Genomic DNA, 26261 nt, shown 5'->3' on the forward strand with positions numbered 1-26261 from the left:
CAACCACTACAACGACGCCACGCTCGCCTACGAGAACGCCTGCATGAACGCCATCCGCTACCTCGAGAAGTTCGGCTACAGCGGCCCACAGGCCTACCTGCTGCTCGGTGCCGCGCCCATCGAGGGCCGCGTCTCCGGCGTCGTCGACATCCCCAACGCCTGCTGCTCGCTCTACCTGCCGGCCGCGATCTTCGACGACGACATCCGCCCCTCGGCCTCCGGACCCGTCCGCAAGGACAGGGGCTCCTGCGCGGTGTCCTCGTGACAGCCGGCCGTGGCCCGGACGCGCCCTACGAGATCTTCGAGATACCCGACTTCACCCTCGTCTGCGGCCAGACCCTGCGGCCCGCTCGCATCGCCTACCGCACCTACGGGACGCTCAACGCCGACAAGAGCAACGCCATCGTGTACCCGACCTGGTACTCGGGGCGGCACTGGGACAACGAGTGGCTCATCGGCAACGGCAGCGACGGCATGGCGCTCGACCCGTCGACGTACTTCATCATCGTGCCCAACATGCTCGGCAACGGGCTGTCGTCCTCGCCGTCCAACACGCCGCCGCCGTTCGACCGTGCCCGGTTCCCACCGATCACGGTGCGCGACAACGTCGAGTCGCAGTATCGCCTGGTGACCGAGCACTTCGGGATCACGACCCTGCCCCTCGTGCTCGGCTGGTCGATGGGGGCGGGGCAGACCTACCAGTGGGCCGTCGAGCACCCGGAGATGGTGCAGCGCATCCTGCCCTTCTGCGGGTCGCCGCGGACCGCCCCGCACAACCAGGTCTTCCTCGACTCCCTGCGCGCCGCGATGCAGGCGTCCGTCGGCTTCGACGGCGGCTGGTACCCGCCCGACCGCCGGCCCGTCGGCGGGCTGCGCGCCTTCGCCCGCATCTACGCCGGCTGGGGCTTCTCCCAGGCCTTCTACCGGTCCGAGGTGTGGCGGGAGCTGGGCAACACCTCGCTGGAGGACTTCATCGTCGACTTCTGGGAGGGCTTCTTCCTCGACGGCCGCGACCCCAACAACCTCCTGACGATGCTCGACACCTGGTGGAACGGCGACGTCGGCCTGACCCCGGGCCACGCCTCCACGGAGGCGGCGCTCGCGTCGATCAAGGCCCGCGCGATCGTCATGCCCGCCGAGAAGGACCTCTACTTCCCGCCGGAGGACGAGGCCTGGGCCGTGTCACAGATGACGGGCTGCACCGCGGAGCACCGCGTCATCCCCGGCGTGTGGGGGCACTTCGCGGGGGGAGGGAAGAACCCGGTCGACACGAAGTTCATCGACCGCGCCGTCGCCGAGCTCCTGGCGGCGGAGCCGGGCATCTGAGCCCGACGTCCCGCGCGCAACCTCACGGTCGGTTTCCGGGCCGGGGACGACCGTGAGGTTGCGCGCGGGTCAGTCTCGGCGCGCGGGCTCGGTGCGGGGGGCTCGGCGCGGGGTGTTCGGCGCGCGGGGCTCGGCGCGCGGGGCTCGGCGCGCGACGCCGGGGGTACGAGGTCGTTCGAGGGGTCGGGCTCGTGCCGCCGGCGCGCGCCGGTGCGGGCCGGCTCGCGCCGGTGCGGGCCGGGGCTGCGCACGCGTCGTCCAGTCGGCGCGCGGGTTCTCCAGTCGGCGCGCGGGTTCTCCAGTCGGCGCGCGGGTTCTGTGGTCGGCGCGACGGCTGCAGGCCGCGCGACGGCCCGGACCAGCGCGTCCGGACCGCAGAACCCGCGCGGTGGCCCGGTGGTAGCCGGGACCCGTGGGGCGGTGGCGAGGGCCGGAGGGCCTGTGCGCTAAGCTCATCGAGCCCTCAACGGGGTGGCTCGGGACGTGGCGCAGCTTGGTAGCGCACTTGACTGGGGGTCAAGGGGTCGCAGGTTCAAATCCTGTCGTCCCGACGAGTCGCAAAGGCCGGTATCCATCCGTGGATGCGGGCCTTTTGCCATTCCTGCGGAAACGAGGTGGCACCGGTCGTGCGGACACGGGCGGGCGAGGGTTGCTCCCCGCCTGCCGCCGATCTGCTGTCGCGGAGCCGTCGACGGGGGCGCCGAGGTGGTCGCGGCCGCTGCCTTGCGGGGCGCCACTGTAGAACTGAACCTGCAGGGGGTGCATGGTTGGAGACGAACTGGCCGGGGGAGCCGCGGTCGATCTGGGACGCCGCGGACGGGACCCATCGCGATCTGTGGGTGCCGAGCTCCGACGATCTGCCCGCGTTCCACACCCCGCAGGACGTGCTCCGGAACTACGCCCTGAGCACGCCGTGGTGGGCACGTGCACTGCTGTTCCTGCTGCTCGGGACGATCCTCGCCGTCGTTGCCTGGGCCGGATTCAGCGGAATGGACTGGGAGTCCTACGGCTGGGTGAAGCGGGCCGTCGTGGCCGGCTGCGGTGCTGTCGTCGTGATCGGGTGCCTCTGGTGGCTGTACCGCTTCATCGCCCACGAGTTCCGCTGGCATCGGGAACGACCGGAGATCGCGCAGCTGGCGGCGCAGAAGCTGACCGCGAACACGATGGGCATCTGGGGGCTGTTCGTCGGGATCGTTCGGCTCAAGGACCGCGTGTCCGGGGTCAACGACACCCCTGACGACATCGTCTTCCTGTTCGACATGCGCGTCCCTCGCGACACTCTGCAGCGCCAGCGGGCTGCCGCGACGGCGTGGATCGAGAAGATCGCGGCGGCCGAGCCCGACACGAACATGCCGTCGGCCCTCTCCGACGTCTTCGACCGGAGACGGTCCGTGCACTGCGCCGATGTCTTCGGCGAACCGATGCGCGGCGTGTGGATGGTCCGCAAAGGTAGCGTCCTGCCCTTCGAGACGCTGGGCCTGGCGATGGTCGACCCGCAGACGGCCGAGGAGTTCAGCGCCGAGGACGTGATCTTCCTGCGCAGGACGCCCAAGTACCTGCGCCGCCGTTCCCGCATCGCCAAGGTGTAGAGAAGGAAGCGGTGCGTGCACGGGTTGGGGAAGGGGTATTGCCATCCACGTTCCCGGTGGGAACGGGGCAGTTCCCCGAAGGCGTCGAAATCATCTCCGACCCGAACATGCTCGCCGATGATGGCTTGCGACGTCAACGACCGCCCCGTAAAATCCGGACCTGGATAAACATATTCGAGTTTCACCGAACTTGTCGATTCGGATGCCTCGTCGGTCGAATCTGCCGCCGCGCAGGACACCGACGGTCGCGGTCCGAACGCGAGGCGGTTTGTCTCGCATCGTCGAAATGGGAATCAACTCGATGGACGACACAACTGGTGACGAGCTGAACAGGCTCGTCGGGGCCATCCCCGAGGGGTGGTCACGCGCCGAGATCGACGGGCACGGCTGGGCGGTGACCCGAACGACCCGTGCAGGAGGGAAGACCATCGCTGTCGAGGCGGAACAGCTCGGCACCGACGAGCGTTTCGGAGCGAACGTGTGGGTCACCTCCGAGGGCGCGGTACTGCGGCCGTGTGAAGTTCCGGAAGAGAAGGTGATGCGGTTCCTGCGTGCTGCGGCTGCGGCGTTCTCAGGGGCGGAATGATGCGGCTTTCGTCGTTGTCGGGGATGTGTCCTGTTTCTCGCCGGCGATCAGGCTTCTCCACACCGGGTCGGGTCACGACACTCGTCAGATTTCGCGACCGCTGACCGAGGATCCGATCGTGTCGGGATCTTCGTCACGGATACTCGTGACGAAGGCGGCGTCCTCGCGTTCGACGTCGGCGGCAAGCGTAAACGCTTCATCGGCGAGGCCGGAGGGCACGATCACCGCAGCGGCCGCGTCGGCGTACACGATGTCCCCGGGCAGCACGGTCGTCCCGCCGATGACGACGGGTACGTTCGCCGCGACGGGCATGACGTCCGCGGTTCCGGCTTTCACGGTTTCGCCGCCGCAGTAGAACACGGAGTCGTACCGTCCGAGCTCGTCGAAATCGCGGAGGCGGCCATCGGTGACGAGACCTGCAAGGCGGTGGTTCTGCAATCGGGAGAGTTTCGTGCCTCCGCCGAGCGAGACGTCCACCTGGCCGCTGCTGCCCAGTGCGAGAACGCTGTCGCGCGCGCCGGCTCCGATCGCCTCGTAGAAGAACCGTGCGAAGTTGTGCACCTCGGCGTCGTAGAGGTCCTGCCGGAAGGGTACGAACTGGATGGTGATGGCCCTCCCGTAGAGCACTCGGCGGGGGGTGGGCGAGACCAGGTCGAGGATGTGGGTTCGATGCGTCGTCAGGCGCCCCAACGCATCCGAGAGGGCAGCCGTTGACACTTCGGGGTGACGTGACACATTTCCCGTCGTCATGACCGCTCACCGTCCGGTGCGGGGCCGTCGGTCACGGGGACGGCGCCCTGCGCGAGCTTCAGCCGGGTCCAGAGGTTCATGTTGATGACGACGGCCGCGATCTCGGCGATCGCGGTCTCGTCGAAGAACCGGGTGAGCGCGTCGTGGTGGGCGGGGAAGGCCGCTTGATCGAACACGGTGAGCGCTTCCGTGTACGCGAGCGCTGCCGCCTCGGCGTCGCTGAACATGGTGCTCTCGCGCCAACTCGGCAGGTGCGCGATCTTGGCAGCCGACAGGCCGGCGTCGCGGGCAGCGTCCGTGTGCAGGATCAAACAGTAGGAACACGGGTTCAACTGGGCGACGCGCAGTCGTAGCAGTTGAGCCAGACCGCGCTCCACGGACAGCTCCGCGGTGTAGCCGACCGCCGCGGCCATGTCTTTTGCAATTGCGTGAAATCCGGTCACATCCGGATCGAATCGACGGTTCACGTACGTCACTTCTTCCGTCATCCGTCGGCCTCCTCATCAGATGAACGTCGTCTCGTACATGGGTTCCCACCGGTCGTGGTCACCCTGGAGGAACGGTAGTTGATCGAGCGTGGGGCTCGTCGGGAAGCGCGGCGAGATGGTGTTCGGCATCCCGCGCGACGACGCGGCGGCGCGAACTGCTGAGCCGTCGGTGCCGGGGCGGTAGGTTCGTGGTGATCCACCAGAACCGGCGTCTCGGCGAGGAGCGTGCCCAGTGGAACGACGTGTGGCGATCACCGGGACGCGCAGCATCGGCGATGCACCGGACGACGAGCTGGCCGCCGCGTTCGATGCCTATCTGCGTCCGTTCGCCGACGCCATGGCCCACTTCTACGTCGGCGGTGCGTCGGGCGTCGACACCGCGGCGTTGCAGTGGCTCGCGAAGAACACCGACGCCGCGTTGTCCGTGGTGGTGCCGTGTCGGATCGTCGACCAGCCGGCCGCTTCCGCGACCGTGATCGAGGCGTTGCGCGACGAGGGGCGGCTGGCCGAGGTCGTCGAGATGGGCGCCACGCTGCTCGGCAAGGCCGCCTACCACGCGCGGAACCGGTGGATGGTGGACCGCGCCGAGGTCGTGATCGGGTTCCCGCGCGGGGACGAGTCCGCGGGTGGCGGCACCTGGTACACGCTGACCTACGCGGCCGAGCAGGGGAAGGCCCGCGTGATCGTGCCGCTGTGACGGGGCGGCTCGGCGGGGTGGCGCTCAGGCCTGCGCGACCACGACCACGGTCGGGCCGATCGGGCCGTCGGCGGGGAACCGGAGTTCCGCCGTCGGCCGCAGGCCCGTTTCCTCGATCAGCGCGACGAGCTGCTCGGGCCGCCACTGGTGGGTCGTCCAGCGCACCGGGATGCCGCCGTAGGCCTCGGTGCGTACCACGTCGTCGTCGCCGACGTGGGTGGCGACGATCAGCTGCCCGCCCGGCACCAGCGCCCGCGCGAACGAGGCCAGGACCTGCGCCAGCACGTCGCGCGGCAGGTTGAACAGCGACCACCAGCCCAGCAGCCCCCCGTACGAGGCGTCGCTGAGGTCGAGCCCGGTGGCCGACGCGACCTCGAAGCGGCACTGCGGGTGCAGGCGCCGGGCGTGCCCGATCATGCGGGGGGACAGGTCGACGCCGGACACGTCTAGGCCGCGTTCGGCCAGGTAGGCGGTGACGGTGCCCGGCCCGCAGCCGACGTCGAGCACCGGCCCGAGGTCGCGCACGGCGTCGGCGAAGACGTCGATCGCGGCGCGGAACCAGGGCTGGCGGCGGATGTCGCCGAGGGCTGTCTCGGCGATCATCTCGACGTAGGTGTCGGCGACGCGGTCGTAGGAGTCGCGGACGACATCGAGATCAGCGGGGTCGGCGGGCCGGGTCGGTGTGGGCACGGGACAGGGATAGCAGCGGGCACCGACGCTTCCGCGACCCGGCCGTCGTCGGGGCGATGGTGGCACCGGCCGATGCAGGTCGGGGTGCTCGCGCGGCCCTCCGGTGGAACCGCGGCGGTGGTCGATGAGACGCTGGGCCGCGGGTGGCCCCTCGTGGATGCCGCCGTCATCGGGCCTCGTCCCGGCGCCGACGTTCCGCGGGACCGCGGGCCGCTCGCTGCGCGACACCGCGCTCCCGGGCGACGAGACCCGCCCGCGGAGCAGCCGACAGGGCGGGTGAGCAGGTCCGGTGCCCGCGGGACACACTCTCGCGGCCGCGGAGGAGGGAGGAGCAGCAGTGACCGAGTCGACGACGCGCGTCGCGATCGTGACCGGTGCAACGTCGGGGATCGGGGTGGAGATCGCCCACCGGCTCGCCGCCGACGGGTTGACGGTGGTGCTGACGGGGAGGTCCGCGGACCGCGGGGAGGCCGTCGCGGCCGGGATCGGCGGCGACGTCGTCTTCGTCCGCGCCGACCTCACCGACCCCGAGGCCCCCGACCGGCTCGTCGAGGAGACGCTCGACCGGGCCGGCCGCCTGGACGTCCTCGTGAACAACGCAGCCGTCGACCACACCGGCCCGCTGCTCGACGTCCCGGCCGCGGAGGTCCGCGCGACGTTCGAGACGAACACGTTCGCCGCGATCGCCTGTCTGCAGGCTGCGGGCCGCGCCATGCGCACGCGCGGCGAGGGCGGATCGATCGTCAACGTGACGTCGCGGCTGGCGAGCATCGGCGTCCCGTCGATGGCGGTGTACAGCGCGAGCAAGGGCGCCATGCGCAGCTTGACGACGGCGGCCGCGGTCGAGCTGGCGCCCTGGGACATCCGGGTCAACGCGGTTGCGCCCGGCATGACGCGCACGCCGCTCTACGACGAGTGGCTCGCGGCCCAGGACGACCCCGCGGCGACGCAGGAACGGGTGGCCGGGGCCATCCCGCTGCGTCGCATCGCCGAGCCGCGTGACGTGGCGGCGGCGGTCTCCTACCTCGCGAGCCCCGACGCCGCCTACGTCACGGGTGCGACGATCCCTGTCGACGGCGGGTACCTGGCGCAGTAGGCCGGGCCACGGTCGGCGGACCCACGCGCTCCACGAGAGAGGAACGACAACCATGACTTCGAACGACATTCCGGGCGCCGTGATCGCCGGGCCCGCGCTGTGGCCGGCTCAGGCGCACGTCCCCAGCGTGCTGGGCCGCCAGCTCGTCATCGACCGCGGTGAGGGCTCCTTCGTCCACACGACCGACGGGCGCCGGCTCTACGACGGCACCGCGGGACTCTGGCACGCCAACGTGGGGCACGGCCGCCCCGAGCTGGCCCAGGCCGCCTACGACCAGATGATGCGGCTGGAGACCTACCACACGTTCGCGCGCTTCTCGAACGACAGGGCGATGGAGCTGGCCGAACGCCTCGCCGGGATCTCGCCGGTCCCCGACCCGAAGATCATCCTCAACTCGGGTGGGTCCGACGCCATCGACGTGGCCTGCAAGCTCGCCCGCCGGCACTGGCAGCGCGAGGGCCGCGAGGGCAAGAAGACGATCATCAGCCGTGAGTTCGCCTATCACGGCCTGCACGCCTTCGGCACGAGCATCGCCGGTCTCGACTTCAACCGCGAGGGCTACGGGTCGGCCTCGCTGGTCCCCGAGACGGTCCGGGTCCCGTTGCACGACGCCGACGCGGTCGCCCGCACCGTCGCCGAGGTCGGCGCCGAGAACATCGCCGCGATCATCACCGAGCCGATCCAGGGCACCGGCGGGGTCAACCCGCCCGAGGACGGCTACCTCGAGGCGGTGCAGCGCATCTGCCGCGAGAACGACATCCTGCTGATCCTCGACGAGGTCATCACCGGCTTCGGCCGTGTCGGGTCCATGTTCGCCGCCGAGCGCTACGGCGTCAGCCCCGACCTGGTCACCTTCGCCAAGGGTGTGACGTCGGGGTACGCGCCGCTGGGCGGCGTGTTCGTCAGCCCGCGGATCTGGCAGGCGTTCTACGTCGACTCGCCCGACACCCCGGTGCTGCGCCACGGCGCCACCTACGCCGGGCACGCCACCGCCGCGGCGGTCGCGCTGCGCCACCTCGACATCCTCGACGACGAGAAGCTCGTCCCGCGGGTGGCCGAGCTGGAGACCGTGCTGCGCACCCAGCTCGACGGGCTCGCCGAGCGCGTCGACGCCGTCGCGGACGTGCGCGTCGGCGGCTTCCTGGGCGGCGTCACCCTGGCCGAGGGGCTGGCCGCGGACAAGGTCACCGACCGCCTCGTCGACCTGGGCTTCATCTCCCGCCCGTTGCGCGGCGGGACCCTGCAGATCAGCCCGCCGTTCATCACCACCGACGACGAGGTCGTGGCGTTCGTCGCCGCGATCGAGCAGGCCGTCGTCGACGAGGCGAACCGGTGACCGCCGGCGCATCCGTCGCCCGGTCCGCCCTGGTCCCCGCCGACCCGCGCGAGGTCGAGGCCGCCGACGCCGTCGTCTCGGGGCTCGGCCTGCCGGCCGACGGCATCGCGGTCGCCGACCCCGCCACGGGGGAGACCGTCGCCCACATCCCCGACGACGGCGTCGACGAGGCACTCGCGGCGGTCGCCGCGGCCGACGCCGCCGGGCGGGACTGGGCCACGACGACGCCCCGCAAGCGTGCCGACGTGCTCCGCGCCTGGTGGGAGTCGCTGGTCGCGCACACCGAGGAGCTCGCGCACCTGATCACGCGCGAGATGGGCAAGCCGCTCGCGGAGGCCCGCGCCGAGGTCAAGTACGGCACCGACTTCGTCCGCTTCTACGCCGAGGAGGCGGTCCGCCCGGGCGGCAGCTTCCGGGACGCGCCCGACGGTGGATCGTCGATCCTGGTGCGGCGCGCCCCGGTCGGGCTCGCCGTCCTGATCACGCCGTGGAACTTCCCGCTGGCCATGGCCACCCGCAAGATCGCACCGGCGATCGCGGCCGGGTGCGCGGCCGTCGTCAAGCCGGCGACGGCGACCCCGCTGACGACGATCTACGCGGTGCAGCTGGCCGTGGAGGCGGGCGTGCCGCAGGATCTGGTCCGGATCGTGACGACGTCGAGTGCGTCGGCGTTCAGCGAGGCCGTGCTGGTCGACCCGCGGGTCCGCAAGGTCTCGTTCACCGGCTCGACCGGCGTGGGCAAGCGGCTGCTGGAGCTGGCCGCGCAGAACGTGCTGCGCTCGTCGATGGAGCTGGGCGGCAACGCGCCGCTGCTGGTGTTCGACGACGCCGACCTGGAACGTGCCGTCGACGGCACGTTCGCGGCGAAGATGCGCAACGGCGGGCAGTCCTGCATCGCGGCCAACCGCATCTTCGTCCAGGACGGTGTCGCCGACGACTTCGTCGCCGCCCTCGCCGAAAGGTTCGAGAAGGTGAAGGTGGGCAACGGCTTCGGCGACGGAACCGGGCTCGGCCCGCTGATCGACGACCGGGCGGTCGCCCAGATGCGGGCGCTCACCGACGACGCCGTCGCCAAGGGCGCGACGCTGCGCACCGGGGGCGGCGACCACGACGGTGACGGGCACTTCTTCCCGCCGACGGTGCTCGACCACCTCCCGGCGTCGGCCGATGCGGCGACCACGGAGATCTTCGGCCCGATCGCGGCGGTCCAGCGGTTCTCCGACGAGGCCGAGGGGCTCGCGCGGGCCAACGACACGGAGTTCGGGCTCGCGGGCTACGTGTTCACCGAGAGCCTCGACCGTGCGCTGAACGTGGCCGACCGGCTGCAGACCGGGCTCGTGGGCATCAACCAGGGCGTCCCGTCCAACGCTGCCGCGCCGTTCGGGGGGATCAAGCAGTCGGGGATGGGCCGCGAGGGCAGCGCCGAGGGGCTCGAGGAGTACCAGAGCGTGCGTTTCTACAACGTCGCGCGCCGGGGCAGCGGCTGACCGGGGCCGGCACCCGACGACGCCCGCCGCCGCAGCGTCCGGTGGCGGGCGTCGTCGTGTGCCGAGACGTCAGTGGACGGCGGCGGGCAGCGCCGCCAGCGCGTCCTCCAGCAGGGCGACGAGCGCGGCGTGCTGCACGTCCGACGACGACCCGACCTCTTCGTCGGACCCGTCGAGGGCCTGCGCGGCGAGACCGGCCTTGCTGTCGATCAGCTCGGCGATCCTGGCGTCGATCGTCTGCGCGGCGATGATCCGCCAGGCCGTGACCGGCTTGTCCTGCCCGATCCGGTGGCTGCGGTCGATGGCCTGGGTCTGCTCGGCGGCCGTCCACGACAGCTCCGCGAGCACCACGTCCGACGCCACCTGCAGGTTGAGCCCGACACCGGCCGCGGTCAGCGAGCACACCGCGACGGCGACGTCCGGGTCCTCGACGAACGCGTCGATATTGCGCTGGCGCACCGTGCGGGTCTGGTCGCCGCGGATCGAGGAGAACCGCACCCCGAGCTTGGTGAACGTCTCCTCGGCGGCGTCCATGACGTCGACGTGCTTGGCGAAGAACACGACCTTGCCCGCGCTGCGGGCGAGCTGGGCGGCGTAGTCGGCGGCGAGCCCGGCCTTGGCCTGCCCGATCCGGCGCATCATGCCGAAGACGTTGTCACCGGCCGTCGACGTCGTGGCGTCCTTCTGCTCCCACTTGGCCACCTGACGGACGAGGTCGTGGTCGATGCCCTCGACGACGGTGCCGGAGCGCCGCGTCGTGAGCGCCTCGGTGTAGCGGGCGACCATCCGCTGGGCCAGCTCGCGCTCGGCCGCGCGGATCGACCGGCCGGCGGGCCCGTCGAGCTCGACGGGGAGGTCGGCGATGCGGCGGGCCGGGATGTCGGCGGCGACGTCGATCTTGCGCCGCCGGACGATGCCCTGGTCGACGACGCACTGCCGGGCGGCGGGGTAGAAGCCGGGGTCGGCCGGGGTCAGCCCGGTCTCGGTGAGCGCGTTCATCAGCTCGGCGCGGGGCTTCGCCGGGTCGATCCAGCCGAGGAACTGCCAGATCGCGAGGAAGTCCTCGATGTCGTTGATCAGCGGGGTGCCGGTGAGCGCCATCAGCAGCGGCCGCGGCGTGAACGCCCGGATGCGGTCGGAGAGCTGCAGGACGTGCTGCGAGCGCTGCGACGTCTTGTTCTTGATGAAGTGGGCCTCGTCGACGACCATCCCGCGGAAGCCGAAGTCGCCGAGCCAGCCCATGTGCCGGTCGAGCACCTCGTAGTTGACGACGACGATGTCGGCGAACCCGTCGACGGAGTCGCCGTTGCCGTGGATCGCGGTGGCGGGGTGGCGCGGCGTCCACATCCCGGCCTCGCGCACCCAGTTCGTCTTGACGACGTTGGGCACCACGACGAGCAGGGGATAGGCGTCGGCGGCCTGGGCCGCGAGCAGCGCCTGGGCGGTCTTGCCGAGGCCGGGCTCGTCGGCGAGCAGGAAGCTGCGGTGGCCCGCCGCGGCGGAGGCGATCAGCCCGGCCTGGTGCGGCATGAGCTCGCGGCCACCGGGACCGCGCAGCGACGTGGGGGTGGGCAACGTCATCGACGTGGACGCCCCGTCGGCGGCGCGTTCGAACGAGCGCAGCAGCGGTTCGAGCAGCTCCCAGCCGGCGAGCCGGGTCGGGCGGACCGTGCTCGGGCGGGCCGCGTCGAAGTCGGGGGCGAGGAACGGGTTGGCGAGCTGCCGCGACACGACCGACTGCGGTACGACGCGGGGCTTCGCGGGCCCGGCGGGCTCGGGGACCGGGACGGGCTCGAATGCCTCGGTCTCGATCCCCGCGGTGCGCAGCACCTGCCGGGTGAGCGACCGGGCCTCGTCGGAGACGGCGGCGTCCTCGTCGAGCAGGGCGAGCACCGACTGGTCGCGCACGGCGCTGATCGCGAGCGACCGGGCGAGGTCGTCGAGGCGCTTGAGCTGCTCGGACCGCTTGCGCTCGGTGAGGTCGGTGTCGGCCCGCAGCCGGGCGCGCTCCTCGCGGAGCAGCAGCGCAGCGGCCTGGACCTTCGTGCGGGTCGTGGGCGTGGCGGGGCCTCGGCGCAGGGCGGTCTCGATCTCGCGGACGGAGCGCGCGAGCGTCGACATGACGTCGGTGGGCTCGTCGGCGCGGCGACGTCGCTGGTCCTGCGGGGCACTACGGCGAGCCTTCGTCTGAGGCCTGCCTCGTCGAGCCACGTACTCCTCCTTCTGGCGATGCCCTCGGCGGCCGGGTGGCCGCGCCGGACGCGGCGCCGCGAGCGGCACCGTGTCGGCGACGAGCGCCGTGGGGGGACGGCGACGTCTCCCCGAATCGTGTTCGCGTCCCCGGGGGCTGCGGCGGATCGCCGGTGCCGAGGACTCAGTCTCTGCAGCACCTGCCCGGGGGAGGCGATGCTTCCCGCCGAAGGGCTCGTCCGCAGTGGAACCGACTGCCGGTCTCGGCAGCGTGGGCCTTCTCCAGGATCATACCGCTCTCGCGCCCGATTCATTCCCGGGTCGTCGGTCCCGGGCGTGTCAGGTGCCTGCGCCGGGGTGCGCGACCGCGGTTCCGGGGGCCGGTGGCGGGGCTTGCCCGGTCGCGGGCGGGCGTGTTGTACTGACGACAGGACGTCATGTAAAGCTTTACATCGTCCGACGACAACGCCGAGGGTCATCGACGACCCGGTCCGGCACACGGATCGGTGACGGGAGACAGGCATGGGCGGGCGCACCCGGCGGAGCGCGGTCGGCGTGGTCGACCTGGCCCGCGACCTCGGTGTGTCGACGGCCACGGTGTCGCGCGCACTGAACGGCTCTGCGTCGGTGCGCCCCGAGCTCGCCGACCGCATCCGGCAGTACGCCGCCGACCAGGGCTACGTCCCCAACCGGCTCGCCCGCGGGCTGTCCGCCTCGACCAGCCGGGCCTTCGTGGGGTTCGTGATCCCCTACGTCGACACCCCCGCCTACTCGGGCGTCGCGGCCGAGTGCTCGCGGCTGCTCTCGACGGGCGGCACCCAGATGATCCTCACCGTCACCCAGAACGAGCCGGAGCGCGAGCTGCAGCAGCTGCGCGAGCTCGTCGCCAGCCGCATCGCCGGGCTGATCATCGCGCCGAGCACCGGTGTGCTGGAGGAGTCGCGGGCGATCCTGCGCGGCCTGCCCGTCGTCGAGCTGCACCGTTCGTGCGACGTCGGGGCGCCCGGCGTCTTCGCCGACGACGAGGGTGTCATGGGCGAGGCGGTGACCCACCTCGTCGAGCTCGGCCACACCGACATCGCCTACCTCGGCACGCCGAAGGCGCTCTCGCACGGCGCGATGCGGTTGCGCGCCGTCTCCGGGGCGCTCGAACGCGCGGGCCTGGACCCGGCGCGGATGCGGTCCCGGCTCGTCGAGCCCACCCGGGACAACGGCCGTCGTGGCGTCCACGAGCTCCTCGACGGCCCGACCCCGCCCACGGCGCTCGTCGTCGGCGGTGGTGCGCTGTCGGTCGGCGCGGCCGAGGCCGTTCGGGCGCGGGGGCTGCGGCTGCCCGACGACCTGTCGCTGGTCGTCTACGGCGACCCCGCCTGGTTCTCCCTGTCCGACCCGCCGCTGACCGCGGTCAGCGTCCCCTACGACCGGCTCGCGAGCGAGGCCGCGATGTTGCTGTCGGGCCTGCTCGACGGCGCCGACGTCGAGGCCGTGCCGCACCTGCTGGCCCCGCAGCTGCGGGTGGCGGGCTCGACCGGCCCACCCGTCTCACGCTGAACGCCGACGAAGGAGTCACGCATGACCGACGGACCGTTGACGGGTCTGCGGGTGATCGACGCCGCCACGCTGGCCGCGGGACCGCTCGTGGCGACGTGGCTGGGCGAGCACGGCGCCGAGGTGATCAAGATCGAGCAGCCCGACGGCGGCGACCCCATGCGGCAGTGGGGCGCGCAGCGCGACGGCGTCGGCCTCATGTGGAAGAGCCTGAGCCGCAACAAGAAGTGCGTCACGCTCAACCTGCGCGAGGACGCCGGCCGCGACCTGCTGCGCGACCTCGCCCGCACCGCCGACGTCGTGATCGTGAACCTGCGGCCGTCGACGCTGCGCCGCTGGGGCCTCGACCACGACGGCTTCGCCGCGGTCAACCCGAAGCTCGTCATGCTCCACGTCACCGGGTACGGCGCGGGTGGGCCCAAGTCCGACCGGCCCGGGTTCGGCACCCTCGGCGAGGCCATGTCGGGCTTCGCGCACATGACCGGGGAGGCCGACGGCCCGCCGACGCTGCCCGCGTTCATGCTGGCCGACGGCGTCGCCGCGCTCAACGCCACCTACGCGGTGATGATGGCGCTCTACCACCGCGACGTGCACGGCGCCGACGGCCAGCTCATCGACGTCAACCTCATCGAGCCGCTGGCCCGGCTGCTGGAGCAGCCACTGCTCACCTACGACCAGACCGGCGAGATCCCCGCCCGCATGGGCAACCGCTGGGACATCTCCGCCCCGCGCAACACCTACCGGAGCTCCGACGGGCACTGGCTCGCGATGTCGGGCAGCGCCCCGTCGATCGCGATGCGGGCGTTGCGCGCGGTCGGGCGACCGGACCTGACGTCGGACCCGCGGTTCGCCGAGGCGCAGCAGCGGCTGAAGAACGCGGGTGCGATCGACGCGGTGATGGCGGAGTGGATCGCCGACCACACTCTCGACGAGGCGATGACCGTCTTCGAGGAGGCGGAGGTCGCGGCCGCGCCCGTGTACGACGCCGCGCAGCTGCTCGCCGACCCCCAGCTGCAGGCCCGCGGCACGTTCCCGCGGATTCCCGATCCCGACCTCGGCGCGATGACCGTGCAGGGGCCGGTCCCGCGGTTCTCCGCGACCCCCGGCGGCATCGACCATCTCGGCACCGGCATCGGCGCCCACAACGACGAGATCTACGGCGACCTGCTCGGCCTGTCCGAGCAGCGTCGCCGTGAGCTGCACGAGAACGGAGTCATCTGATGGCGCGACCGATCCGCCCGCTCCGGCCACGCAGGTCCGAGCTCGCCACCCCCGCCAGCAACGACTGGATGTTCGCCAAGTCCGCGGCGTCGGCGGCCGACCTCGTCTTCCTCGACCTGGAGGACGCCTGCGCCCCCGCCGAACGCGAGGCCGCCCGCGGCAAGGCCGCCAAGGCGCTGCGCGAGCTCGACTGGGGGAACACGGTCCGGGCGATCCGGATGAACGGCGTCGACACCCGATGGGCCCACGGCGACGTGATCGACGTCGTCACCGGCGCGCGATCGGCGCTGGAGGTGATCATCGTCCCCAAGGTCCGCACGGCGCGCGACGTGTGGTGGGTCGACACCCTGCTCACCCAGGTCGAGGAGACGCTCGGGCTGCCCGCCAAGGGGATCGGGCTGGAGGTGCTGATCGAGGAGACCGAGGGGCTGGAGAACGTCGGCGAGATCGTCCGCGCCTCCGACCGGCTCGAAGCGGTCATCTTCGGCGCCGGGGACTTCTCCGCGTCGCAGGGCGCGCGCGTCGACGGCAACTTCGACCCGCTCGTCGACTTCCCGGGCGACATCTGGTTCTACGCCCGCTCGCGGGTGGTCGTCGCGGCACGGTCCGTCGGCGTCGACGCGATCGACGCGCCGTTCCCCAACTACCAGGACCCCGACGCCTACCGCACGGCGTGCGACCGCGCCGCCGCCATGGGCTACGTCGGCAAGTGGGCGATCCACCCGTCGCAGATCGACCTCGCCAACGACGCCTTCGCGCCGACACCCGAGGACATCACCCGGGCGCGGCGGCTCGTCGCGGCCTACCGGGAGGCCGAGGCCGCCGGACGGGGCGCGGCCGGGCTCGACGGGATGCTCGTCGACGCCGCCCACCTGCGCCACGCCGCGACCGTGATGCGCACCGCCGAGATGCTGGGCCTCACCGAGGAGGACGCGTGACACCGAGGCAGATGACGATGGTCGGCTTCATGCAGGCCGGCAACGTGACCGTCTACTCCGGGAGCTGGCGCTACCCGTCGGCCGATCTCGGGTTCCTGACGATGGACTACTACCAGCACATCGCGCGGACGCTGGAGCAGGGCCGCTTCGACTGCGTGTTCTTCGACGACCGCCTCGCCATGCCGGGCGTCTACGGCAACTCCGTGGCCGACGCCGTCCGCTACGGCGCCCGCCCGATCAAGCTCGACCTCACCGCCGTCCTCGGCGGCATCATCGGCGCGACCAGCCGGATCGGCATCGGCGCCACCTACTCGACCACCTACTACGACCCCTTCCACGTCGCCCGCACCTTCGCCACGCTCGACCACCTCTCCGGCGGGCGGGCCGCCTGGAACGTCGTGACCTCGGTGAACGACTCGGAGGCGCAGAACTTCGGCCTGGAGTCCCACCTCGACCACGACGAGCGCTACGACCGCGCCCACGAGTTCCTCGACGCCGTCGGCGCGCTGTGGGACTCCTGGGAGGACGACGCCCTGATCCTCGACCGGGAGTCCGGCGAGTTCGCCGACCCGGCCAAGGTCCACGAGGTCAACCACGACGGCACGTACTTCTCCGTCCGCGGCCCGCTCACCGTCCCGCGCACCCCGCAGGGCAGACCGGCGATCCTGCAGGCGGGCTCGTCGGGGCGGGGCCGGGAGTTCGCCGCCCGGTGGGCCGACATGATCTTCACCGCCGACCCCGGCCTGCCGGTGGCCCAGCAGCACTACAAGGACCAGCGTGAGCGCATCGCCGCGACCGGCCGCGACCCGGACTCGGTGAAGATCCTGCCGATGGCCTACGCCGTCGTGGGCGAGACCCAGGCGATCGCGGAGGAGAAGGAACGGCTGTTCCTCGACGCCTACGTCCACCCGGTCGCGTCGCTGACGCTGCTGTCGGAGGTCATGAACTACGACTTCGCGCAACACGACCTCGACGACCCGGTCACCGAGGACATGATGGCGGCCGGCGGCGGCATCCGCGGGCTCGCCGAGGGGGTGCGCCGCCACCTCGACCGTGAGGTGACCGTCCGGGACCTCGCCGCGCACCGGGCGACACTGTTGCAGGGCCCGCGGTTCGTCGGCACCCCGGGCCGGGTGGCCGACCAGATGCAGGAATGGGTCGAGTCCGAAGGGTGCGACGGTTTCGTCCTCGCCGCGACGCACCTGCCGGGTGCGTTCGAGGAGTTCGTCCGGATGGTCGTCCCGATCCTGCAGGAACGCGGCTTGATGCGCCGCGAGTACGCGGGCACGACGCTGCGCGACCACCTCGGCATCGAGCGCCCGCCCCGAACCCTGTGAGCGGCGATAGTCGCTGGGGCGACTATCGCCGCTCACGACCCCCGTTCGGCCAGCCCTTTCACGTTGAGCAGCTGGCGGCGGGCCATGACGAGGTCGCCCACCGACACGAACGGTGCGAGCAACCGGCCGCCGCCGGTGACGACCTTGAGCAGCAGGCGGGTGCCGTCGGAGCCGGCGGGCCCGTCGGGGACGAGCACGTACGACATGACGCCGCCCATGATCCGGGCCGTGAGCTGCGTGCCAGGGGTGACCGACAGGATGCGGCCCAGTGGACGCCCGCCGGAGCGGCTGAACGGTTCGCCGGGAACCGGTTCGGGCAGATCCTGCAGCTCCCGCGGGGAGCGGCGGCCGAGGTTGTCGATCCAGTCGTAGGAGTAGGGCGCCAACCGGATCTGCGCGACCCACCGCCATACCCGCCCGGGCGGCGCGTGCACCGTCACGCCCCGCCAGGCCTGCAGCACCGGTCGCGGGACGACCTCGTCGCACGGGTAGCGCAGGCGGGTCTCGGCGTCCGTGACGCCCCAGCGGTCGCCGATCATCCCAACAGGATGCCGTTCGCTCCGGTGCAGCGGCATCGCACGAGGGCCCCTGCCGCCGCCACACCGGCAGCGACCCCCGCCCGCCCGCGACGGCTGCGCCCGAGATCGCCGCCGTGCACGCGAACGCTGAGCACCCGCTGAGACCACGTCGCCGGCGCTGGCATCCTGGTGAGGAGCGCGCCCGGCCCCGGGCCGGGGAGGACGCACGCGGTGACGACGGCGAACCACACGAACACGACCGACGAACCCGATGTACCGAGGCCACGGCGCACCGGACCGCCGTCCGGCCTCGGGTTCCTCGTCCCGATGCTGCTCGTCCCGGCGCTGCTCTTCGGCATCCCGTGGTGGACGCTCGTCGTCGGCGGCCAGAGCTGGCCGGTCCCGGTCGTCCTCGCCCTCACGGTCCTCGCCGTCGTGGCGTACGCGGGGCTGCCGCTGCTCATGATGCTCGGACACGGACGCCGGCACCTCGACGCCGCCGCCCGCATCGGCGACACCACCCTCGGCGTCGCCTGGGTGCTGTTCACCTGGAGCGTCCTGGGGCAGATCGTCGAGCTCGTCCTCGCGCTCGCCGGGGTGGCGGACCCGCTGCGGTCGCGCCTCGTGGCCGCCGGGGTGCTCGTCGTCGTGCTCCTATTGGTCGCCTACGGGCTGGTCGAGGCGCTGCGGCTGCCGCGGATCCGCCGCCGCGACGTCGTCCTCGACCGGCTCGGGCCGGGACTCGACGGTCTGCGCGTCGTCGTCCTCGCCGACACCCACTTCGGCCCCCTCGACCGCGCCCGCTGGTCGGCGAGGGTCGCAGACGTCGTCGCCGGGCTCGAACCCGACCTGCTCCTGCACGCCGGCGACCTCGCCGACGGCGACGTCGCCGACCGCGAACACCAGGTCCAGCCCATCGCCGACCTGACCGCGCCGCTCGGCCGGTACTCGATCGTCGGCAACCACGAGCACTTCTCCGGTGCCGCGCAATGGGTGCAGCACCTGCGCAGCCTCGGCTGGCAGCCGCTGGTCAACGCGCACGGGATCGTCGAACGGGGTGGCGACCGGCTCGTCGTCGCGGGTATCGACGACCCCACCGGCACCGGCCGCGACCTCTCCGGCGGCCCCGACCTGCGCACCGCGCTGGCCGGCGCCGACCCCACCCTGCCCGTCCTGCTGCTCGCGCACCAGCCCAGCCAGGTCCGCGACGCGATCGCCGCCGGCGTCGACCTCCAGATCTCCGGGCACACCCACGGCGGCCAGATCTGGCCCTTCCACCTGCTCGTTCGCCTCGACCAGAAACAGCTCTCCGGCCTGCACCGCCACGGCGACCGCACCCAGCTCTACGTCAGCCGCGGCACCGGTTTCTGGGGTCCGCCGCTGCGGATCTTCGCCCCCAGCGAGATCACCGTCCTCACCTTGCGGACAGCCGGCTGAGCGGCCGATCGCCGCGCGTCGATGGTGTGAACGGGCGAAGGCCCGGACCGAACGATCTCCCCGATAGGCTCTGGCCACCTTGAGGGGGCGAACGGTGTGGCCAAGCTGAGCACCATCCTCGACCAGATCGACGCGGGCACGATGCTGCTTGCCGGAGTTCCAGCGCGGCTACGTCTGGAACCGTGATCAGGTTCGCGGCCTGATGCGTTCGCTGTATCACGGATACCCCGTTGGGGCGCTGCTGGTGTGGGAGACGGAGGGGTCGGCGCAGGCGGTGCGCGGGGGCAACGCCGGTGCCGGTCAGAGGCTGCTGCTCCTCGACGGCCAGCAGCGCGTGACCACCCTCTACGGGATCATCCGCGGCAAGGCCCCGGCCTTCTTCGAGGGTGATCGAGGGGCTTCGCTTCAACGTCGAGGACGAGTCCTTCCAGTTCTTCGCGCCGGTCAAACTGGCCGCTGGAGTTCCCGGAGGTGTTCGAGCGCGGCGGCTTCGACGCGGTGATCGGCAACCCGCCGTTCCTCGGCGGGAAGAAGATCACCGGAGCGCTCGGCGTGGCCTTCCGCGAGTACCTGGTCGAGTCGATCGGGCGCGGGGCGTGAGGCAGCGCGGATCTGGTGGCGTACTTCGTGCTGCGGGCGCACGCCCTGCTCAACCCGACCGGCCAGACCGGCCTGATCGCCACCAACACACTCGCCCAGGGCGACACCCGCGAGGTGGGACTGGACCAGCTCGTCGCCGACGGTGTCACCATCCGGCGGGCGGTGAAGAGTGAGCCGTGGCCCTCGCGCAGCGCGGTGCTGGAGTATTGCGCGGTGTGGACCAGCCGCGTCGCGCTGGGGGAAGACGCGCAGCGCCGGGCCGACGGGGTGGTGGTCGCTGCGATCGCGCCATCGCTCGACTCCGTGTCCCGGGTGGCGGGCAACCCGTACCGGCTGGCCGCGAAGCGTGGCGTGTCGTATCAGGGGTCCGACATCCTCGGATTGGGCTTCACAATGGAACCGGGGCGCGCGCAGGAGCTGATCGCCGCCGACCCGCGTAACGCCGACGTGCTGTTCCCCTACCTCAACGGGCAGGACCTCAACTCCGATCCGGAGTGCCGTGCGCGCCGCTGGGTGATCGACATCCACGACTGGCCGGAGGACCGCGCCGCCGCCTACCCGGAGTGCTTCGCGCAGGTGCGCGAGCTGGTGAAGCCGGAGCGGGAGCAGAACAACGACAAGCGACGACGCGAGATCTGGTGACGGTTCACAAGGGCAGCCCCTGAGCTGTACGAGTCGATCGCGGAACTGAAGCGGGTCGTCCTGCTCGCCCGCGTGAGCAAGACCGTGGCCCCAGTGCTGGCAGCGACCGGGCAGGTGTTCAGCGAGCAGCTCGTCGTCTTCGCCACCGACGACACCGCGATGCTGGCCCTGCTGTCGAGCGCGCCGCACTACTGGTGGGCACTCGCTCGGGCATCGACGCTGGAGACGCGAGTCCGCTACACCCCATCCGACGTCTTCGAGACCTTCCCGCTCCCCGCCCTCACCCCCGAGCTGCGCGAGCTGGGCGACACGCTCGACACCCACCGCCGCGACGTGATGCTCGCCCGCACCTCCGGCCTCACCAAGATCTACAACCTCGTCTTCGACCGCACTGTCCACGACGACGACATCGTGGAACTCCGTCGCATCCACAAGACGATCGACGAGGCCAATGTCCGCGCCTACGGCTGGGACGACCTGCTCGACCAGCTCGATCACGGCTTCCACCCCGCCGGCCGCGACCTCCGCTACACCATCGGGCCCGCGGCGCAGCGCGAAATCCTCGACAGGCTGCTCGAACTCAACCACGAGCGGTACGCCGAGGAAGTCGCGCAAGGGTTGCACGACAAGAAGAAGCGCGCGAAGAAGCCCAAGGCGCAGCCCGACAACTCAGACAGGTTGTTCTGATGCAGCGCTCAGCTCGCGCGGGCGGCTGGTCTTCGGCGCGGGGTTCTCGTGCGGTCGATCCAGCTGGGTGGGATGAACTCCGGGAGGCCGTGGACCATCCGCACTTCCCAGTGCGTGTGGTGGATCAGCCGATGATGCTCTCCGCACAGCATCACAAGATTGCCCAGCTCCGTGGCCCCGCCGTGCTGCCATTCGTGCACGTGGTGGACCTCGCACCAGCTCGGCAGCCGATCGCAGCCGGCCCAGGCGCACCCGCCGTCTCGCACGGTCACCGCACGGCGCAGGCCGTCGGGAACAGTGCGGGAGATGCGGCCGACGTCGAGCGGAACGCCGGTGGAGGACAACACCATCGGGACCACCGCGGCGTCGCAGGCGAGCTGGCGCAGCGTGGACGCGGACAGAGGGCCGCCGAACTCCAGCGACGCGGCAGCGGCACGGCGCTCCAGGTCTTCCAGCCGGATCGTGACCACGAGCTGGGGGCGGCGACCACCGGTCTCGGGGAGCTTTCCGCGGGAGAGCACCTGGTTGCAGGCGTCGGCGAGGGCCTCGGCCTGGCGCTGGGGGACGGGACGGTCGTCGTCCGGGTCGCGGGGGCCCGCCCCGGCATCGAGCACCGCGGCGATGGCAGCGAACAGTGCTGCGTCGTCGTACCGGCCCGCGATCTTGCCGCCCGGCCTGGCGCGGAAGCGGCTCAGTCGCAGCTCGTTGGTCTGGACGGGTGCGTCGTCCTCGGGTCCGGCGCCGTCTTGGTCGAGCAGTTCGACGAGTTCCATGCCCCAGGTGTGGAGCTGGGTGGGGGTGAAGGCGGCGCACTGCGCGGCGAGCTGGACCTCGGCGCCCGCCCAGGTCTCGGGATCGAGCCGGGCGGCGACAGCGGAGTTCAGCACGCGGGCGATCACGTCGACGTGGCGCAGGCTCGCTGTGCCGTCGGCGAACACCATCGCGGTGCTCGGCATGCGCGCCGGCAGCACCTCGCCGCCCAGCCCGACGGTCTCGCAGACGGACTCCGCTGCGACCACGCGCCTGCGGGCCTCGAAGCGCTCCCAGCCGAGCAGGTCGCTCAGGGCGCCGGTGGGGGAGCGGTAGCCGCGCTCGGCGAAGGTGCCGCGGCGTTGCAGGGCGGCTGTCGTGTCGACCACGATCCGGTCGAGCGCGCGGCGGGTCTCCTCGGCGACCACGAGCAGCGCGACCAGGTCGCTCTCGGTGGCACCCTGCCCACCGGCGGCGCGCAAACCCGCGAGCGCCGCGGCGAGGTCTGCGCGGGCGGTGGCGACAGTGTCGTCCGTGGGCTGATCCACAGAGTGGCCGGTGGCGGGACGGCTGAGGAGCACGGACGGGCCGGAGCCCTCCGGGGTCGCGTCATGTCCGCTCGCGACGACACCGTCAGCAAGGGTGCTGACAGAGAACGGTGTGGCGAGCATCCGCCTATTCTAATCGAACACATGTTCGAAGCAATGCAGGTCGCCGCAGCTCAGCGGCCGTTCACCGCTGTCGATGGTCTGGTTCGCCGCTCCGCTCCGGCGCCCGGATCACGTCGCTCGATCAGAACTGCTGCGTGCCGACGATCGGGCCGCACCTGGCGTCCCACCACCCGTCCGGGAGCGCGCTGATGCCCCGCCCCACCAACTCTGGAGCGGATTGTTCGACGACCCCCGTGGTGAGCAGGGCCTCCTCGAAGACCCACCCCCCGCTGGACGTGCCGCAGGAGTTCGGCGAGACATCGTCGTTCGAGGTGCGCGACGAGCTCGGTGACCTGATCGCACGGGGTCTGCTGGGTCCGTGGGGCGGGCCGGAGGAGCATTTCGCGCCGCTCGCCCGCGGCCCCCGGGACCGCTACCTCGTCGGGATGCTCGGGCCGCGGCCCGCGACGACCTCGACCCGCGCGCAGGCCGACCGGCAGCCCGACACCGACTCCGGTGTGTACGGCGACGGCGAGGCCGAACTGCCCGAGGTGTTCACGCCGCAGAACCTCGTGCGGATGTGGGCCTCGTCGATGGGGACCTCGTTCCAGGTGGCGCTGGATACGGACGTCGTGGCCGTCGCGGTCGAGTGGGGTCAGTACGGTAGGACACGGCCCGGTACCGCGCGGCTGTAGAGGCAGGCAATGTCATCGCCATGCGACGAGCCGCGCTCGAGTCGACGAGCTCGGCGAAGCTGGAGCGGATCCGCGAGATCGTCGACGAGGCCGCCGAGGACGGGATGAAGGTGCTCGTCTTCACGACGTTCCTGCCGGTACTGACATTGTTGGCCCAGGAGCTGCCCGGAGTCGTCGGGCGCATCGACGGCTCCGTCTCGACGACCGCTCGGCAGGAGCTCGTCGACGCATTCTCGGCCTGGTCGGGCCATGCCGTGCTGCTCAGCCAGATCGAGGCGGGAGGGGTCGGCTCAATATCCAGGCAGCGTCCGTCGTTGTTCTCGCCGAGCCGCACTGGAAGCCCAGCGTCGAGGAGCAGGCCATCGCCCGGGCCCACCGCATGGGCCAGATCCGGCCGGTCCAGGTGCACCGCATTCTCGCGAAGGACTCCATCGACGAGCGGATCGTGGAGATTCAGCAGGGCAAGACGCTGCCCTTCGACGCATTCGCCCGCCGCAGCGAGCCAAAAGAGCGGGATGCTCGTGCGGTGGACGAGCGTCCTGCGGCTCTCGACGACGAATCGCTGTCCGAGCAACAGCGGGCCCTTCGCGCCGAGCGTTTCCGGCTCGGTCCGGACCGTTGAGATGAGAGCCAGTTCATCGGCGACGGTCGAGTTCGCCGAGAAGCGGACAGGAATCGTCGAACAGATGCCATGCTGGTAGACGCACGCTGCGGGGTCCTAGGATTTCCTGTCGGCGCAGCATTCTCCGCAGGTGGGCGGACGGAATCTCGCCGGGAGGTGCGCCCGCATCGAGCAGTAGGCAGAAGTCGTCGTCCCCGACACTGAATGTCGCGTCGACAGAATGGCCCTTGTGAGTCACGCCGATGTCGAACCGGTGACCCCTCTGCCTCAGGGCGGCGTACAGCCGCGAGGCTAGGTCGTCGTCCAGGCCGGTGTGTGGTGTCACTTTCGCACGCGCGAGGCGTGCGAGTTCGCCTCCCACGCTTCCGCGCGCTTCCCACAGCTGCTGATCACCGATGACGATCAGCTTCGACCGTGCCCTCGTGATCGCCACGTTCCAGAGCTCGGGCTGCTGGTCGAGCCAGCCGAAGCATTTTGGCGGATGATTCTGCGCAGCGACGAGAGACAACACGATGACGTCTCGCTCGCCACCTTGAAAGGTGTGGGCCGTGCCGACACGAACCTGTGTGCCGTATGCCCGGAGCCGGGACCGCAGGCGATCGGCCTGCGCTCGATAAGGGGTGACGACGCCCAGTGTGACGTCCGGCGGCAAGGAGGCTCGCAGGTGTTCGACGCGGTCCAGCACTGTGTCGATCTCGTCCTCGTTGACCCAGGACCCGGTGTGGTCGCGCGAGGCCGACCCGACTACGTCGACCCACTCGATCGCGCTCCCTCCGATCGCTGTTCGTCCGGGAGCCTCGATATCAGTGAGGATGTGCAGTGTTCCGCCGTAGAACAGTTGGTTCGATACGCCGATGATCTCCGGATGGCAGCGATAGTGCTCGTCGAGCAGTTTTGAGCCGTCAGCGGCCTGCTGGCAGGCGGCAAAGGCAGAGTGCCGGGACGGCGCCAGCTTCCTGGCGGACAACCATTCCCTCGAGATGCGCCACTTCCTACGCAGGCCGCCATCCCGACGCGGCGTGATCGTGCTGATGTGCGGGAGCTGCATGGCATCCCCGATCACGAGCGCGCGACGGGCGCGGAACAGCAGCGGCACGACCGAGGGTATCGAGCACTGGCTGGCTTCGTCGATGATGACGAGGTCGAATCGCGCAGTCGTGGGGAATCGCCGCGCGGACAGGCTCGTGACTGCCCAGCCCGGCACGAACGGGAACGCTTGAGTGAACGCATCCCAGTTCGGCTGACCCTTCGCAGCGCTCTGCGCGAGAGTACGGATGAGTGAGCCTCCCTCCCCAGCCCGATCGGCTGCCGCGCCGGCGACCGATTCTCGGGCGGCCTCAGTGAGTGCCCGTTCGCTGCGCTCGATCTCCTCCACGAAATCGGCATCGGCGGGGGCGCGAGAGATCGCTACGCGGAGTTCGCGCCACTGTCGGTCGAGAGTTGCCATCTCCGCGAGCCGGCTGCAAATGCCTACGGTCGTGCCGGTGAGCCGAGCGGGAGCGAGAAATCGTCGGCGCCTCCACTCGCCGAGAAGGCGCGCCCTCGACAGCGCTGCTGCCCTGACAGCCCACCGAGGACCGAGCGCTGCCGCGACGGCTGCCGTATCCATGCCGAGTTGCTCCTCCGCGGCCGCGCGGGCGCGGCCCGTGCGGAGCAGATCGGCCTCCAGCGTCGACTTCGCTGCTATTGCGCGGGTCAGCTCGGCCTCGTGCTGGTCGGCGGCGGCAGAGGCGAGGCGTCGCGTCTCGACAGATCGGACGGGCTGCGGCACTGCGCACAGAGCGGACAGACCTGCGGACTCGTGCTCCTTCTGTACGTCGCGCTTCCCGGTGCGGATGAGCACTCCGGGACCCAGGGCGGCACACCGGCGGTGGACCTCGTCGACCGCTGCGTTGTTGGTCGACGCGAGGAGCACGCTCTGGCCCGCGGCGATTGCGGTCGCGACGGCGTTCACGACGAGCTGGCTCTTCCCGGTTCCTGGTGGGCCGGTGGCGACCGTCAACCGCTGGGTCATTGCGTCGTGAAGCACAGCCCGTTGTGCGGGATTGCAGCTCACGGGGGTCACCAACTGCACGGGCGGCCAGGTGGGCGCCGGTCGTACGCCTGGGTGCAGCGCGGACAGCGAGGTGTTCTCGATCGCGGCAGGTTTGGCCGCGATCCAGTCGAGGTCTTTGCGGCGGCCGGCCGTGTACGACGTCGGACGGAGCCGGAAGAGGACTGCGACGTTGCGCGCTCCCTCCCCGGAGGTAGCCGTGTCGATTGCAGGCTCCAGGGCTTCGGGCCGAAGCTCCTGGATGCACGGGAGGCCGAAGGTGTCGCGGAGCAGTTCGCCGGCATCTTGTGCCATTCGTGCCGACTCGCCACGATGCCACGTCGTCGAG

General features: G+C 71.3%; 26 protein-coding genes and 1 tRNA gene. 20 read left to right on the plus strand and 7 right to left on the minus strand.

What is annotated here, in order from left to right; genetic code table 11:
- From PSU4_RS25280 to PSU4_RS25305, 5 genes are all read left to right on the plus strand, one after another.
- Positions 1 to 265, plus strand: a 265-nt coding sequence (locus PSU4_RS25280) for an acetamidase/formamidase family protein (protein WP_186817175.1), incomplete at its 5' end; no start/stop codon positions are given.
- On the plus strand, positions 262 to 1326 hold the full coding sequence (locus PSU4_RS25285) for an alpha/beta fold hydrolase (RefSeq protein WP_147113481.1): 1065 nt from the start codon (positions 262 to 264) through the stop codon (positions 1324 to 1326). The genes PSU4_RS25280 and PSU4_RS25285, both read left to right, overlap by 4 nt.
- Positions 1327 to 1803: 477 nt before the next feature.
- A tRNA-Pro gene (locus PSU4_RS25295) sits at positions 1804 to 1877 on the plus strand.
- Positions 1878 to 2093: 216 nt separating this feature from the next.
- Positions 2094 to 2915: a hypothetical protein gene (locus PSU4_RS25300; protein WP_147113484.1), complete on the plus strand. Its 822-nt coding sequence runs from the start codon at positions 2094 to 2096 to the stop codon at positions 2913 to 2915.
- Positions 2916 to 3201: 286 nt separating this feature from the next.
- Positions 3202 to 3501, plus strand: coding sequence for a peptide methionine sulfoxide reductase (locus tag PSU4_RS25305; protein WP_147113487.1), 300 nt, complete (start codon positions 3202 to 3204; stop codon positions 3499 to 3501).
- An 84-nt stretch (positions 3502 to 3585) separates the two neighbouring features.
- Here PSU4_RS25305 and PSU4_RS25310 read toward each other — a convergent pair whose 3' ends face one another.
- Positions 3586 to 4251, minus strand: coding sequence for an RraA family protein (locus PSU4_RS25310; protein WP_147113490.1), 666 nt, complete (start codon positions 4249 to 4251; stop codon positions 3586 to 3588).
- The gene (locus PSU4_RS25315) at positions 4248 to 4739 is read right to left on the minus strand and encodes a carboxymuconolactone decarboxylase family protein (RefSeq protein WP_147113493.1); all 492 of its coding nucleotides are present in this window, start codon (positions 4737 to 4739) and stop codon (positions 4248 to 4250) included. Before PSU4_RS25315 ends, PSU4_RS25310 begins: the two co-directional genes overlap by 4 nt.
- Before the next feature lie 232 nt (positions 4740 to 4971).
- Between PSU4_RS25315 and PSU4_RS25320 the strand changes: the two genes are divergently transcribed.
- The gene (locus tag PSU4_RS25320) at positions 4972 to 5436 is read left to right on the plus strand and encodes a hypothetical protein (RefSeq protein WP_147113496.1); all 465 of its coding nucleotides are present in this window, start codon (positions 4972 to 4974) and stop codon (positions 5434 to 5436) included.
- Positions 5437 to 5460: 24 nt separating this feature from the next.
- Here the strand turns inward: PSU4_RS25320 and PSU4_RS25325 are convergent, their stop codons facing one another.
- Complete coding sequence (locus PSU4_RS25325; RefSeq protein ID WP_186817176.1) at positions 5461 to 6126, minus strand: class I SAM-dependent methyltransferase; 666 nt, start codon at positions 6124 to 6126, stop codon at positions 5461 to 5463.
- Positions 6127 to 6463: 337 nt separating this feature from the next.
- Here PSU4_RS25325 and PSU4_RS25330 point away from each other — a divergent pair, with 337 nt between their 5' ends.
- Genes PSU4_RS25330 through PSU4_RS25340 form a run of 3 tightly spaced genes read left to right on the plus strand, consistent with a single transcriptional unit; the run spans position 6464 to position 10045 of the window.
- A complete protein-coding gene (locus PSU4_RS25330) occupies positions 6464 to 7222 on the plus strand; it encodes an SDR family NAD(P)-dependent oxidoreductase (protein ID WP_147113498.1) in 759 nt (252 codons plus the stop codon).
- Positions 7223 to 7274: 52 nt separating this feature from the next.
- Positions 7275 to 8558: an aminotransferase family protein gene (locus tag PSU4_RS25335; protein WP_147113501.1), complete on the plus strand. Its 1284-nt coding sequence runs from the start codon at positions 7275 to 7277 to the stop codon at positions 8556 to 8558.
- A complete protein-coding gene (locus tag PSU4_RS25340) occupies positions 8555 to 10045 on the plus strand; it encodes an NAD-dependent succinate-semialdehyde dehydrogenase (RefSeq protein ID WP_222596391.1) in 1491 nt (496 codons plus the stop codon). Before PSU4_RS25335 ends, PSU4_RS25340 begins: the two co-directional genes overlap by 4 nt.
- A 69-nt stretch (positions 10046 to 10114) precedes the next feature.
- On the opposite strand, the gene PSU4_RS25345 is transcribed toward PSU4_RS25340, so the two are convergent.
- The gene (locus PSU4_RS25345; RefSeq protein WP_147113504.1) at positions 10115 to 12256 is read right to left on the minus strand and encodes a DEAD/DEAH box helicase; all 2142 of its coding nucleotides are present in this window, start codon (positions 12254 to 12256) and stop codon (positions 10115 to 10117) included.
- Positions 12257 to 12757: 501 nt separating this feature from the next.
- Between PSU4_RS25345 and PSU4_RS25350 the strand changes: the two genes are divergently transcribed.
- The 4 genes from PSU4_RS25350 to PSU4_RS25365 are packed head-to-tail and all read left to right on the plus strand — an operon-like array spanning position 12758 to position 17279.
- Positions 12758 to 13786, plus strand: a complete 1029-nt coding sequence (locus PSU4_RS25350) for a LacI family DNA-binding transcriptional regulator (protein ID WP_147113506.1) — start codon at positions 12758 to 12760, stop codon at positions 13784 to 13786.
- 21 nt (positions 13787 to 13807) lie between these two features.
- Complete coding sequence (locus PSU4_RS25355; protein ID WP_147113510.1) at positions 13808 to 15004, plus strand: CaiB/BaiF CoA transferase family protein; 1197 nt, start codon at positions 13808 to 13810, stop codon at positions 15002 to 15004.
- Positions 15004 to 15942, plus strand: coding sequence for an HpcH/HpaI aldolase/citrate lyase family protein (locus PSU4_RS25360; RefSeq protein ID WP_147113513.1), 939 nt, complete (start codon positions 15004 to 15006; stop codon positions 15940 to 15942). The genes PSU4_RS25355 and PSU4_RS25360 overlap by 1 nt, the downstream gene beginning before the upstream one ends.
- The gene (locus PSU4_RS25365; RefSeq protein ID WP_147113516.1) at positions 15939 to 17279 is read left to right on the plus strand and encodes an LLM class flavin-dependent oxidoreductase; all 1341 of its coding nucleotides are present in this window, start codon (positions 15939 to 15941) and stop codon (positions 17277 to 17279) included. Before PSU4_RS25360 ends, PSU4_RS25365 begins: the two co-directional genes overlap by 4 nt.
- A 32-nt stretch (positions 17280 to 17311) precedes the next feature.
- Here PSU4_RS25365 and PSU4_RS25370 read toward each other — a convergent pair whose 3' ends face one another.
- A complete protein-coding gene (locus PSU4_RS25370) occupies positions 17312 to 17818 on the minus strand; it encodes a polyketide cyclase (protein ID WP_147113519.1) in 507 nt (168 codons plus the stop codon).
- A gap of 210 nt (positions 17819 to 18028) precedes the next feature.
- On the opposite strand from PSU4_RS25370, the gene PSU4_RS25375 reads away from it, so the two are divergent.
- The 5 genes from PSU4_RS25375 to PSU4_RS25390 all read left to right on the plus strand — a co-directional run bounded on the left by PSU4_RS25375 (position 18029) and on the right by PSU4_RS25390 (position 21163).
- Positions 18029 to 19234: a metallophosphoesterase gene (locus tag PSU4_RS25375; RefSeq protein ID WP_147113522.1), complete on the plus strand. Its 1206-nt coding sequence runs from the start codon at positions 18029 to 18031 to the stop codon at positions 19232 to 19234.
- A 202-nt stretch (positions 19235 to 19436) separates the two neighbouring features.
- A complete protein-coding gene (locus PSU4_RS32565) occupies positions 19437 to 19736 on the plus strand; it encodes a GmrSD restriction endonuclease domain-containing protein (RefSeq protein ID WP_246115331.1) in 300 nt (99 codons plus the stop codon).
- The gene (locus PSU4_RS32570; protein WP_246115329.1) at positions 19706 to 19834 is read left to right on the plus strand and encodes an Eco57I restriction-modification methylase domain-containing protein; all 129 of its coding nucleotides are present in this window, start codon (positions 19706 to 19708) and stop codon (positions 19832 to 19834) included. The genes PSU4_RS32565 and PSU4_RS32570 overlap by 31 nt, the downstream gene beginning before the upstream one ends.
- Before the next feature lie 15 nt (positions 19835 to 19849).
- Entirely contained in the window at positions 19850 to 20476 is a 627-nt protein-coding gene (locus tag PSU4_RS25385; protein ID WP_246115330.1) for a DNA methyltransferase family protein, read from the plus strand.
- A gap of 93 nt (positions 20477 to 20569) precedes the next feature.
- On the plus strand, positions 20570 to 21163 hold the full coding sequence (locus tag PSU4_RS25390; protein WP_147113528.1) for a type IIL restriction-modification enzyme MmeI: 594 nt from the start codon (positions 20570 to 20572) through the stop codon (positions 21161 to 21163).
- A gap of 8 nt (positions 21164 to 21171) precedes the next feature.
- Here the strand turns inward: PSU4_RS25390 and PSU4_RS25395 are convergent, their stop codons facing one another.
- The gene (locus PSU4_RS25395; protein ID WP_186817177.1) at positions 21172 to 22461 is read right to left on the minus strand and encodes an HNH endonuclease signature motif containing protein; all 1290 of its coding nucleotides are present in this window, start codon (positions 22459 to 22461) and stop codon (positions 21172 to 21174) included.
- A 359-nt stretch (positions 22462 to 22820) separates the two neighbouring features.
- Here PSU4_RS25395 and PSU4_RS25400 point away from each other — a divergent pair, with 359 nt between their 5' ends.
- Both PSU4_RS25400 and PSU4_RS25405 read left to right on the plus strand, forming a co-directional pair.
- Positions 22821 to 23258, plus strand: coding sequence for a hypothetical protein (locus PSU4_RS25400; RefSeq protein WP_147113535.1), 438 nt, complete (start codon positions 22821 to 22823; stop codon positions 23256 to 23258).
- A 379-nt stretch (positions 23259 to 23637) separates the two neighbouring features.
- Positions 23638 to 23880: a hypothetical protein gene (locus PSU4_RS25405; RefSeq protein WP_147113538.1), complete on the plus strand. Its 243-nt coding sequence runs from the start codon at positions 23638 to 23640 to the stop codon at positions 23878 to 23880.
- 13 nt (positions 23881 to 23893) lie between these two features.
- On the opposite strand, the gene PSU4_RS25410 is transcribed toward PSU4_RS25405, so the two are convergent.
- Positions 23894 to 26261: DEAD/DEAH box helicase (locus PSU4_RS25410; RefSeq protein ID WP_222596392.1), on the minus strand; the 2368-nt coding region annotated here is incomplete at its 5' end.

It is taken from the genome of Pseudonocardia sulfidoxydans NBRC 16205, from assembly GCF_007989085.1.
Classification (GTDB): domain Bacteria; phylum Actinomycetota; class Actinomycetes; order Mycobacteriales; family Pseudonocardiaceae; genus Pseudonocardia; species Pseudonocardia sulfidoxydans.

Coding starts and splice junctions, on each gene's coding strand:
- PSU4_RS25305 (WP_147113487.1), top strand. CDS start 3,202: ATGGGAATCAACTCGATGGACGACACAACTGGTGACGAGCTGAACAGG.
- PSU4_RS25310 (WP_147113490.1), bottom strand. CDS start 4,251: ATGACGACGGGAAATGTGTCACGTCACCCCGAAGTGTCAACGGCTGCC.
- PSU4_RS25315 (WP_147113493.1), bottom strand. CDS start 4,739: ATGACGGAAGAAGTGACGTACGTGAACCGTCGATTCGATCCGGATGTG.
- PSU4_RS25335 (WP_147113501.1), top strand. CDS start 7,275: ATGACTTCGAACGACATTCCGGGCGCCGTGATCGCCGGGCCCGCGCTG.
- PSU4_RS25350 (WP_147113506.1), top strand. CDS start 12,758: ATGGGCGGGCGCACCCGGCGGAGCGCGGTCGGCGTGGTCGACCTGGCC.
- PSU4_RS25355 (WP_147113510.1), top strand. CDS start 13,808: ATGACCGACGGACCGTTGACGGGTCTGCGGGTGATCGACGCCGCCACG.
- PSU4_RS25360 (WP_147113513.1), top strand. CDS start 15,004: ATGGCGCGACCGATCCGCCCGCTCCGGCCACGCAGGTCCGAGCTCGCC.
- PSU4_RS25370 (WP_147113519.1), bottom strand. CDS start 17,818: ATGATCGGCGACCGCTGGGGCGTCACGGACGCCGAGACCCGCCTGCGC.
- PSU4_RS32565 (WP_246115331.1), top strand. CDS start 19,437: ATGCGTTCGCTGTATCACGGATACCCCGTTGGGGCGCTGCTGGTGTGG.
- PSU4_RS25405 (WP_147113538.1), top strand. CDS start 23,638: ATGGGCCAGATCCGGCCGGTCCAGGTGCACCGCATTCTCGCGAAGGAC.